We start from the raw sequence: 11,157 nt of genomic DNA, 5'->3' as shown, positions 1-11,157 counted from the left end.
CTGCGGCCGCGTCGCTCACCAGTGTCAGGCCTTGTAGACCTTGGCGAGGATTTCGCGGGCGATCATCTCGGCGGTCTTCAGCCCGCGGAAGCGCGAGAACTGGTTGCGATCGACCTCGAAGATGTTGCTGTCCTTGACGGCCGAGATATTTGCGAAGGCGCTATTGCCCTTCCACTGGTCGAGCACAGTGCCACCGGCATCGGTCGCGACCAGGAGCACATCGGGATTGACGGCGATCAGGCGCTCGAGGCCTGCGCCGCTTTCTACCGCGTCGGAAGAATCGACTGCTGGCGTCAGGCCCATCGCCTTGAAGACCGAGCCGGTGAAGGACGAGGATGTGTGGAGGCTCATGGAATCGGGCGTCGCGACCGCCAGCAGGAAGCGGCGCTTTTCGCCGGCCGGGATCTTGGCGACCAGCGCTGCAACGACCGCCTCGTGATCGGCCACTGCCTCCTCGCCCTTCGCCTTGTCGCCCAGCGCATCGGCGATGGTGACGACGCCTTCCTTGATCGTCTGGTAGCTGCCTTCCCAACTGTTCAGGACGATGGTCGGGGCGATGGCGCTGAGCTGCGCATAGATTGCCGAATGGCGGATTTCGTCGGCGATGATGAGGTCGGGCGTCAGCGCGCTGACAAGCTCGAGGTTCGGCTCCAGGCGGGTGCCGACCGAGCTGTAATCGATCTTCTTGCCGAGAAGCTGCTCGATGCGCTTCGGCTGGTTGTCGTCGGTGATGCCGACGGGCACGACGCCGATCGCATCGAGAGACTGTACGAAGGAGAATTCGAGCGCCACGACGCGCTGCGGCCTGCCCTTGATTTCCGTGGAGCCGAGCCGGTGCTCGATCGTGCGGGCGGCGTCATCGGCAAAAGCCGGGCGGGCAACCAGCGCAGCACCGGCGGCGCCGAGGAGAAGGCCGAAATTGCGGCGGGACATCGGGTTCTGAAACAGGCTCACATCAAACTCCCAGCTGAAATTGCGGGAGGCGGGTCCCGCTTCAAAATTCCGCTACAGAATTGACGTGCAGACTTCAAGTAAAGTTTACAAAAACTCTCACCTTATTTTTTCTCAGGCAGTTTCAGGGCGCCGTGGGTCTTCATACTGCGGATCGCGAAGTTCGAGCGGATGTCGCTGACATTGGGCAAGGTCAGCAGCGTTTCGGTCAGCAGACGCTCATAGGCGGCAAGATCCTCGACCACCACCTCGGCCAGGAAATCGGCGGTGCCCGAGATCAGGAAACAGGAGACGATTTCGGGGATTGCCAGAAGTGCGGCCTGCTGCGCCTCGGAATTCTCGCGGGTGTGATTGATCACCTTGAACTCGACGAACACGGTGAGCCCAAGCCCGACCTCCTTGCGGTCGATATCGGCGCGGTAGCCGCGGATGACGCCCGACTTTTCGAGGTTGCGGATACGGCGCAGACAGGGCGACGGGGAGAGGTTCACCTTCTCGGCGATCTCCACATTGGTGGCCCGCGCATCCTCCTGAAGGCACTTGAGGATGGCGATATCGAATTTATCAAGATTTGGCATATCCGATAACTTTCAAAGATGATCTTGGCAGATAATTGCCAGTATTATGATTTCCTTGCCATAGATAGCAAGGACATGCCGGGGCCTTCCGGCCTATCTTCTTTCCAACCGGAGATCATCCGGACCACGGAAAGGATAGAGCCATGGCCAGCATCAGCCTCACCAACGACAAGTCCGCGTCCCTGCTTCCCGGCTATGCGGGCGGCACGGTGACCGTGCTTATCTGGGCTTCGTGGTTCCTCGCGACGCGCCACAGCGCGGCGACGCCGCTCGGCTCGATCGATATCGGCCTCATCCGCTACGGCATTCCAGCACTCGTGCTGGCGCCGGTCTGGCTGAAAACCGGGTTGCTGCCGAAGGGCCTGCCGCTGCACCTCCTGGTGCTGATGGTCGCCGGTGCCGGTGCCGTCTTCTTCCTCGTCACGACACTGGCGATCCATTCGACGCCTGCCGCCTCATCCGGCATCCTGCTCGGCGGCTCGATGCCGCTTGCAACAGCCCTGATTGGCATCCTGCTGTTCGGCGAGCGGCCCGACATCACCCGCAAGCTCGGCCTTGCGGCGATCGTCGGCGGGGTGCTGATCCTGCTGATCGAAAGCCTTGCCGATGCATCGCTTCCCTGGACGAGCTTCGTCATGCTGCCGGCCGGTGCCGTGCTCTGGGCAAGCTATACCCACGCCTTCCGCCGCAGCGGCCTGACGGCCCTGCAGGCAAGCGCCCTCGTCGCCATCTGGTCGTTCCTGGTGATCGCCGTCCTTGCCCTCGTCTTCGGCACCTCGCTGGCGCAGGCAAGCGCTGCCGATCTCGGCCTGCAGGTGCTGAGCCAGGGCGTGCTTTCGGGATTGGTGGCGATGGTCGCCTATGGCACCGCGGTCAAGACGCTCGGCGGCACGCAGGCCGCAGCCTTCACCGCACTCACGCCGGTCCTCGCCACGATCGGCGGCGGCATGCTGCTCGGTGAACCCGTCGGCATGGCGGAGATCGCCGCCGCCGTCATCACCGGCATCGGCGTTGCGCTCTCGACGGGGATTGCCGCCAGACGCCGCTAATCACTCCTCACATGAAAAGCCCGGCTGAGACGCCGGGCTTTTTGCATTCAAGCCTGCATCACCACGACCTTGGCGCCAGGTGCAACGCGATCGTAGAGATCGATGACATCGTGGTTGAGCATGCGGATGCAGCCGCTCGACATCGCAAGGCCGATCGACTGCGGCTGATTAGTGCCGTGGATGCGGAAATGGGTGTCGTTGCCGCCGCGGTAGAGATACATGGCGCGAGCGCCGAGCGGATTGTTCGGGCCGCCTGGCATGCCGCCGGCGAGCCTGCGGTAGCGCTCTTCGCGGCGCTGCATGTTTTCGGTCGGCGTCCAGCTCGGCCATTCCGCCTTGCGCCCGACATAGGCGCCACCGGCAAAGGCAAGGCCTTCACGGCCGACGCCGACGCCATAGCGCATCGCCCTGCCATCACCGAGAATGTAATAGAGGCGGCGGGCGGGCGTATCGACGACGACGGTGCCGATATCATAGCTCGAAACGTAAGACACTTCCTGACGGCGCAGTTCCGGATCGACCTTGTCGAGCGGCATGGCCGGAAGCGGAAACTTCTCGGCCGGAAGAGCCGCATAGTTGGCGCGGTGATCAGGACCGCTCGACGCGCATCCGGCAAGAAGTGCGGAAACGCCCAAAACGAAACCGCGGCGGGAAATCGACATCGAAACAGGTCCTTAACGTTCGGTTGATGCAACCGAAGTTAATGAGATTATGGTTAATGAACTGCTAAGCGCGACCGTGGAAGTTGAGTTTGAAGAGCATGAAATAAGGGCTCGCCTCGACATGGCGCACTGGAAAGCGCATCATTTACTGTCGTTTTCGATGGGGGACGGGAGATGAGAACAACCGTTACGCTGGATGACGCCCTGATCGAGCGGGCACAGGAAGTCACTGGCATCCGCGAAAAGTCAGCGCTCCTGAAGGAAGCGCTGACAAGGCTCATTCAACAGGAAGCTGCGCAGCGAGTCTTCATGCTGGGCAGCAGTGCGCCCGACCTCGGGGCCCCGCCCCGCCGCCGCTGGAATCTGGACGGCACCTGGGGTGACAACGACAATCAGGATTAGGCGGCGCCGTCAGGTTCTGATCCCCTCGGCGCCGAGATCCAGGGACCGATCGCGACCGGTCCCACAGCTCACATATTCGGATAAACCGGTCCCTCGCCGCCCTGGGGCGGAACCCAGTTGATGTTCTGGTTGGGGTCCTTGATGTCGCAGGTCTTGCAGTGGACGCAGTTCTGGGCGTTGATGACGTAGGTGTCCTTGCCGTCCTTCTCCACCCATTCGTAGACGCCGGCCGGACAGTAGCGGGTCGAGGGACCGGCGTAGATGTCGTGCTCCGACGACTTCTGCAGGGCCATGTCCTTGACCTGCAGATGAACAGGCTGGTCTTCCTCGTGGTTGGTGTTCGACAGGAACACCGAGGAGAGACGGTCGAAGGTGAGGACGCCGTCGGGCTTCGGGTATTCTATTTTCTTGTGCTGCGAGGCCGGTTCCAGAGATGCAGCGTCGGTCTTGCCGTGGCCGAGCGTGCCGAAGAAGGAGAAGCCGAACAGCGTGTTGGTCCACATGTCGAGACCGCCGAGGCCGATGCCGACGAGCGTCCCGAACTTCGACCAGAGCGGCTTGACGTTGCGAACCTTCTTCAGGTCCTTGCCGATGGCGGTCTTGCGCCATTCGTTCTCGATCTCGGCGACTTCGTCATTGGCGCGGCCGGCGGCTATCGCGTCGGCGATCTTCTCGGCGGCGAGCATGCCCGACAGCACGGCGTTATGGCTGCCCTTGATGCGGGGAACGTTGACGAAACCGGCCGAGCAGCCGATCAGCGCGCCGCCCGGGAAGGTCAGTTTCGGCACCGACTGGTAGCCGCCCTCGGTGATGGCGCGGGCGCCGTAGGAGAGCCGTTTGCCGCCCTCGAAGGTGCCGCGGATCGCCGGATGGGTCTTGAAGCGCTGGAATTCCTCGAACGGATAGAGATAGGGGTTCTTGTAGTTCAGGTGCACGACGAAGCCGACGGCGACCATGTTGTCTTCGAGGTGATAGAGGAACGAGCCGCCGCCCGCCGCCATGCCGAGCGGCCAGCCGAAGGAATGCTGCACGAGCCCTTGCTTGTGGTTCTCCGGCTTGACCTGCCAGAGTTCCTTGATGCCGATGCCGAACTTCTGCGGCTGGCGATCCTTCTGCAGATCGAACTTGGCAATGAGCTGCTTGGCGAGCGAGCCGCGCACGCCTTCGCCGATCAGCACATACTTGCCCAGCAGCTCCATGCCGCGGGTAAAGTTCGGGCCGGGCTCGCCGTTCTTCTCGATGCCCATGTCGCCGGTCGCGACGCCGATGACGGCGCCCTCGTCGTTATAGAGCACTTCGGTGGCGGCAAAGCCCGGATAGATCTCGACACCGAGCGCTTCGGCGTGGCCCGCCAGCCAGCGACAGACGTTGCCGAGCGAGACGATGTAATTGCCGTGATTGTTCATCAGCGGCGGCATCAGCGCGTTCGGCAGGCGGATGGAGCCGGCGGGGCCGAGCACCAGGAAGTGGTCGGCATTGACTTCGGTCTTGAAGGGATGGTCGCTTTCCGAGCGCCAGTCCGGCAGCAGGCGGTCGATGCCGATGGGGTCGACGACGGCGCCCGAGAGGATATGCGCGCCGACTTCGGCGCCCTTCTCAAGCACGACGACCGAAAGATCCGGATTGACCTGCTTCAGGCGGATCGCGGCCGACAGGCCGGCCGGTCCACCGCCGACGATCACTACGTCGAATTCCATGCTTTCGCGTTCCGGAAGCTCAGTCGTCTCGGTCATATCAGTCAGGTCTCCGCTCGGCCGTTCGTCCGGCCACATTCCCCATCTGGGGTAATCTCTTGTCAAAACCGGAAAGCATTGTCGAGCCGGGAAGCGACAGCCAATCCTCCAATTCGCACAATGATTTCCTCCGTGCTCATAAACCTATTTAACGTTTACGTTCACGTCAATTATACAGCAGCAGATTTGATGCAGGCGGCGCTTTTCATTCCGCCGTCGCGGGCCTTATACAGAAGCATAGAATTGGAGGACATCATGGATCTCGGCATCAAGGGCAAACGCGCACTCGTTCTGGCTTCATCCCGCGGCCTTGACCAGGGGATCGCAGTGGCTTTGGCGCGCGAGGGCGCAAACGTGCTGCTCTGCGGGCGCAGCGGCGAGCAGCTGGAAGCCAATTGCAAGGCGATCAATGCCGAGGGCAACGGCAAGGCCGACTGGATCTGGGCCGATCTCGGCGACGAGAACTTCGTCGCGACGGTGACGGCGGCGGTCAAGGAGAAGTTTGGCGGTCTCGATATCCTCGTCAACAATACCGGTGGCCCGACGCCCGGCACGACCGAGGAGATGAGCGCCGAGAAGCTCGAGACCTATTTCTTCTCGATGGTGCTGCGGGTCATCACGCTGACCAACGCGTTGCTTCCCGGCATGAAGCAGCAGGGCTGGGGCCGCATCCTGACGGTCGCCTCCTCCGGGGTCATCGAGCCGATCGCCAACCTGGCGCTCTCCAATACGCTGCGCCCTGCCCTTGCCGGCTGGAGCAAGACGCTGGCTTCCGAGATCGCCAGCCATGGCGTCACCACCAACCTGCTCCTGCCGGGCAGCATTCTGACCGGCCGCCTCGACGAACTCGATGGTGCGGCAGCAAGACGCACCGGCAAAAAGATGGACGAAATCCGCTCGGAAAAGGAAGCGCGCATTCCAGTTGGGCGCTACGGGAAGGTCGATGAGTTTGCGGCGACGGCGGCGTTTTTGTGCAGCGAACCAGCAAGTTACATCACGGGGTCATTGATCCGTTGTGATGGTGGAGCGGCCCGCTCAGTGTAGTCGACTGATGTAGCGACCCAGTATATATTAGTCACGGACTAATATTACGGAATGTTCATTACGAAAATTTAAGCTGTTATAAACGCTTAGTGATCGTAAGCGGCGAATAATGTCTTTTTTGCGCCGCAAAATAAGCGGCTCAGTTAGAGCATAGAATTCGCCCCATTCTGTTTAAAACCGGTCTCGCTCATGAAGAAATTCTGGATCACAGTCAGCGTCGTTGCAATTGCCGCAGTCGGCCTCTGGCAGTTCGGCAATCGCATTCCCTATGCACAGCAGATTCCCTATCTTTCGAAACTGATCAAACAACCCGCCCATGGCGGCGGCAAGGGAGACGGCAGTGCTGTAGGCGGCGACCAGCAGGCTGCGGCAGACGGCCAGACAGCCGGCCAGGCTGACGGTCAATCCGGCAACAAGTCGGGCGGCGGTGGCGGACATCGCCGCGGCACAAATGGCCCGACCGTGGTCAAGACCGTGGCAGCAGCCCAGACGGCGTTGCCGATCGACGTGACCGCCTCGGGCTGGGCCGTCGCTGACGACAACACGACGATCGCTGCCCAGGAACAGGGCCAGATCGTCAACATCAACGTCCAGGACGGCGCGACCGTCAAGGCGGGCGACCTGATCGCCAAGCTCGACGACAAGTCGGCCAAGGCCGCCGTCGACAAGGATAAGGCGATGATCGTACGCGATCAGGCGACCCTCAACGGTGCCGATATCGCCTACAACCGCGCCCAGGACCTTGCCAACCAGAAGGCCGGCACCCAGGAAAGCGCCGACCAGGCGAAGGCGACCCGCGACAGCGCGGCCGCCACCGTCGAGGCCGACAAGGCCGCACTCGCCGCCGACCAGGTGACACTTGACCATACCGAAATCCGCGCCCCCTTCGACGGCCGCCTCGGTGACGTCGCAATCAGCAACGGCGCCTTTCTCAATGCCGGTTCAGCTATCGTCACGATCGCCAAATACGATCCGGTTTATGTGCAGTTCAATCTGCAGGAACGCTACCTGAAGGAGCTGAAAACGGCGCTGGCCAACGGCCCGGTCGATGTCAGCACCGCGCCGGACACCTCCAAGGGCGAGGTGCGCAAGGGCGCAGTCAGCTTCTACGACAACACCGTCGACAAGGCTTCGGGCACGATCGTCGTCAAGGCACGCTTCGAGAACGCCTCCGGCGCCCTCTGGCCCGGCCAGTCGGTCAATGTCGTCGTGCATTTCGAGAACAAGGAACAGCAGGTCGTGGTGCCGACGGTCGCCGTCAGCCCCGGTCCGAACGGCTTCTTCACTTTCGTCGCCAAGGACGGCAAGGCACAGCTGACGCCGGTCACCGTCGCGCGCTCCAATGGCGGCTTCTCGGCGATCTCCGCCGGTCTTTCGACAGGCGACCATGTGGTCATCGAGGGCCAGGGCCAGCTCACCGACAAGCAGGCGATCAACGAACAGTTTGACGACAAGGCGCTGAACGTTGCTTCGGCCGCCGACACGATGCAGCAGCAAACCGACAACGCTAGCGCGGGGACTGAGGAATGATTCCGAATTTCTGCATCCAGCGTCCGGTCGCCACGACGCTTCTGGCGATCGGCGTTGTTCTCGCCGGCTTGGCGGGATATCAGCTCATTCCGGTCGCCGCCCTGCCCCAGGTCGACTTCCCGACGATCAACGTTTCGGCCCAGCTGACCGGCGCCTCGCCGCAGACGATGGCGACATCGGTCGCCACGCCGCTCATCAAGCAGTTCGAAACCATCCCCGGCATTAGCGAAATCAGCTCTTCGAGCTCGCTCGGCAATACCAGCATCGTCCTGCAGTTCGATCTGAACCGCGATATCGATGCGGCAGCGGCCGACGTCCAGGCGGCGATCTCCCACGCCACCCGCCAACTTCCTGACAACCTGACGACGCCACCGAGCTACCGCAAAACCAACCCGGCCGACGCGCCGATCATGCTGATGGCGGTGCAGAGCGATACGATGCCGCGCAGCAAGCTCGACGAGATTGCCGAAGACATCATTTCGCCGTCGCTTTCCACCCTCCCCGGCGTCGCCGAAGTTTCCGTCTACGGCGCGCAGACCTATGCGGTCCGCGTCGAGGTCGACCCCAGCAAGCTGCAGGCCCGCGGCATCGGCGTCGATACCGTCAACCAGGCGATCGCAGCCGCCAACAACCAGAACCCGGTCGGCACGCTGCAGAACAAATCGCAGACGATGACGATCAACGCCAATACGCAGCGCACCAATGCCGAGCAGTTCCGCTCGCTGGTCATCGCTTCGCCGAACGGCGCAGCAATCCACCTGAGCGACGTCGCCACGGTGGAAGACAGTGTCGAGAACCAGAATACCGGCAGCTGGTATGACGGCAATCGCGGCATCATCCTGGCGATCCAGCGCCAGCCCGATGCCAATACCGTCGATGTCGTCGATGCGATCAACGCCAAGCTGCCGCAGCTGCATGCGGAAATTCCGCCTTCGGTCAAAACGGTGATCATGAACGACGCCGCGCAGCCGATCCGCGCTGCTATCGCCGACGTCAAGTTCACGCTGCTTTTGACCATCGGCCTCGTCGTTCTGGTGATCTATCTGTTCACCGGCCACATGACGGCAACGATCATTCCTGGCCTTGCCGTGCCGCTGTCGCTGATCTCAACCTTCGGGATGATGTATGTGCTGGGCTACAGTATCGACAACATCTCGCTGCTCGGGTTGACGCTCGCGGTGGGTCTCGTGGTCGACGATGCGATCGTCATGCTCGAAAACATCCTGCGGCATGTCGAGGACGGCATGCCGGTGCGCGAGGCGGCGATCAAGGGTGCCGGCGAAGTCAGCTACACCATCATCTCGATGTCGGTCTCGCTGATCGCGGTCTTCATCCCGATCCTGTTGATGGGCGGCGTCGTCGGGCGCGTCTTCAACGAGTTCGGTATGGTGGTCGCCATCGCCATCGTCTCCTCGGCGATCGTCTCGCTGACGGTGACGCCGATGCTCGGCTCGCGGCTTGGCGAGGGCCACAGCCGCCCGCCGCTCTTCGTGCGTCTCTTCGACGCCGGCTTCGAACGAACGCTGCGCGGTTACGACCGTGCGGTCGGTTGGTGCCTGAAGCACCACATGACGGTTATCGGCGTGTTCTTTGCGTCGATTGCCCTGACCATCTATCTGTTCATGACGCTGCCCGCGAGCTTCTTCCCGCAGGAAGATATCGGCCGCCTGCAGGTCTCGACCCAGGCCCGCCAGGATATTTCCTACCAGGCCATGGAAGCGCTGCAGAAGCAGGCCGCAGCCGTCGTCGGCGCCAACCCGGCCGTCGATCACGTCATGTCCACCGTTGGCGGCAACGCCCAGAAGCCCCTGAACAACGGCACGATCTTCGTGCAGATGAAGGACAAGGACAAGCGCCCGCCGCTCGATCAAACCCTGCGTGAACTGCGCACGGCGCTGAACAAGATCCCCGGCCTGCAGGCCTTCGTCACCCCGAACCAGAGCCTGCGTTTCGGCGGTCGCCAGACGGCCAGCCAGTATCAGCTGATCGTCCAGGCGCTGAGCGCCGACACGACCAACCTCTGGGCCAACAAGATCATGACGACGATGCGCCAGGATCCGCGCTTCACCGACGTGACCACCGACGCCCAGAACAACGCGCTGCAGGCGAATATCGTCATCGACAGCGAAAAGGCTGCCGCCTTCGGCATCAACAACGACCTACTGCGCACAACGCTGCAGGAAGCGTTCAGCAGCTATACCGCTGCCGAAATCCAGTCGACCGGCGACAGCTACGACGTCATCGTCGAATATGATACCGGCAAGCCCTGGGACGACCAGCAGCTCGCCGAGATCAACGTCGCCTCGTCCAACGGCACGCTCGTGCCGCTGTCGAACTTCGCGCATGTGGAACGCACGACGGGCCCCGTCACTATCAACCAGACCGGCCAGCTCGTCTCGACCACCGTGTCCTTCAACCTGCCGGGTGGTGAATCTCTCGGCGACGCTACGGCGGCGATCGATCAGATCAAGAAGGACATCAACATGCCGACCGACGTGTTCACCAGCTATGGCGGCACGGCGCAGATCTTCCAGCAGTCGCAGGGCAATACGCCTTACCTGATCCTGGCGGCGGTCCTGACGATCTATGTGGTGCTTGGCGTTCTCTACGAGAGCTTCATCCATCCGCTGACGATCCTGTCCGGCCTGCCGGCGGCGGCACTCGGCGCACTCCTGGCGCTGAAGGTCATGGGCCTCGATCTGTCGATCATCGCCCTCATCGGCCTGTTGATGCTGATCGGTATCGTCAAGAAGAACGCGATCATGATGATCGACGTGGCGCTGGAAAACCTGAGGTCGACATCGATGTCGGCCTCGGAGGCGATCCACGAAGCCTGCGTCCGCCGTTTCCGGCCGATCATGATGACGACATTCTGCGCCCTGCTCGGCGCCCTGCCGATCGCGCTCGGCACCGGCGCCAGCTCGGAACTGCGCCAGCCGCTCGGTATCGCCGTTGTCGGCGGTCTTCTGGTCTCGCAGGCGCTGACGCTGTTCATCACGCCGGTGATCTTCGTCGAGATGGGCCGCTTCGAAAACTGGCTCGGCCGGCTGTTCAGCCGCAAGAAGAAGCACGATATGCCAGCCAACGAGGATGGAGAGCCCGAGGCACGGGCAGTGGCTGCCGAATAAGACAGGAAGGGCGCCTCCAGGGCGCCCTTTTCATTTAGCGGCCGGCCACGAGCTTTGGCAGATTATCGACGAGAATGCCC

At 62.3% G+C, this 11,157-nt stretch carries 9 protein-coding genes; 5 read left to right on the top strand and 4 right to left on the bottom strand.

Annotation, left to right across the window (positions count from 1 at the left end; translation table 11 throughout):
- Positions 1-24: 24 nt before the first annotated feature.
- Together ACQZ5H_RS01945 and ACQZ5H_RS01940 are read right to left on the bottom strand one after the other, a co-directional pair.
- Complete coding sequence (locus tag ACQZ5H_RS01945; protein WP_449096589.1) at positions 25-954, bottom strand: ABC transporter substrate-binding protein; 930 nt, start codon at positions 952-954, stop codon at positions 25-27.
- A 101-nt stretch (positions 955-1,055) separates the two neighbouring features.
- Positions 1,056-1,529, bottom strand: a complete 474-nt coding sequence (locus ACQZ5H_RS01940; protein ID WP_449096588.1) for an Lrp/AsnC family transcriptional regulator — start codon at positions 1,527-1,529, stop codon at positions 1,056-1,058.
- Positions 1,530-1,672: 143 nt separating this feature from the next.
- Here ACQZ5H_RS01940 and ACQZ5H_RS01935 point away from each other — a divergent pair, with 143 nt between their 5' ends.
- On the top strand, positions 1,673-2,578 hold the full coding sequence (locus ACQZ5H_RS01935; RefSeq protein WP_449096587.1) for a DMT family transporter: 906 nt from the start codon (positions 1,673-1,675) through the stop codon (positions 2,576-2,578).
- A gap of 47 nt (positions 2,579-2,625) precedes the next feature.
- Here the strand turns inward: ACQZ5H_RS01935 and ACQZ5H_RS01930 are convergent, their stop codons facing one another.
- On the bottom strand, positions 2,626-3,240 hold the full coding sequence (locus tag ACQZ5H_RS01930; RefSeq protein WP_112719633.1) for a L,D-transpeptidase: 615 nt from the start codon (positions 3,238-3,240) through the stop codon (positions 2,626-2,628).
- A gap of 174 nt (positions 3,241-3,414) precedes the next feature.
- On the opposite strand from ACQZ5H_RS01930, the gene ACQZ5H_RS01925 reads away from it, so the two are divergent.
- Positions 3,415-3,642 (top strand): type II toxin-antitoxin system VapB family antitoxin, encoded by a 228-nt coding sequence (locus ACQZ5H_RS01925; RefSeq protein ID WP_449096586.1) that lies wholly within the window; start codon positions 3,415-3,417, stop codon positions 3,640-3,642.
- A gap of 68 nt (positions 3,643-3,710) precedes the next feature.
- Here the strand turns inward: ACQZ5H_RS01925 and ACQZ5H_RS01920 are convergent, their stop codons facing one another.
- The gene (locus ACQZ5H_RS01920) at positions 3,711-5,375 is read right to left on the bottom strand and encodes an electron transfer flavoprotein-ubiquinone oxidoreductase (RefSeq protein ID WP_449096585.1); all 1,665 of its coding nucleotides are present in this window, start codon (positions 5,373-5,375) and stop codon (positions 3,711-3,713) included.
- A 255-nt stretch (positions 5,376-5,630) separates the two neighbouring features.
- Between ACQZ5H_RS01920 and ACQZ5H_RS01915 the strand changes: the two genes are divergently transcribed.
- From ACQZ5H_RS01915 to ACQZ5H_RS01905, 3 genes are all read left to right on the top strand, one after another.
- A complete protein-coding gene (locus tag ACQZ5H_RS01915; RefSeq protein ID WP_449096584.1) occupies positions 5,631-6,419 on the top strand; it encodes an SDR family oxidoreductase in 789 nt (262 codons plus the stop codon).
- Between the two features lie 189 nt (positions 6,420-6,608).
- A complete protein-coding gene (locus ACQZ5H_RS01910; protein ID WP_449096583.1) occupies positions 6,609-7,949 on the top strand; it encodes an efflux RND transporter periplasmic adaptor subunit in 1,341 nt (446 codons plus the stop codon).
- Positions 7,946-11,077, top strand: a complete 3,132-nt coding sequence (locus ACQZ5H_RS01905; RefSeq protein WP_130278629.1) for an efflux RND transporter permease subunit — start codon at positions 7,946-7,948, stop codon at positions 11,075-11,077. The genes ACQZ5H_RS01910 and ACQZ5H_RS01905 overlap by 4 nt, the downstream gene beginning before the upstream one ends.
- Positions 11,078-11,157: the final 80 nt, after the last annotated feature.

Source organism: Rhizobium sp. 21-4511-3d (assembly GCF_053522545.1).
The sequence above is the reverse complement of the archived record's forward strand: the minus strand, read 5'-3'. Positions and strand labels throughout refer to the sequence as shown.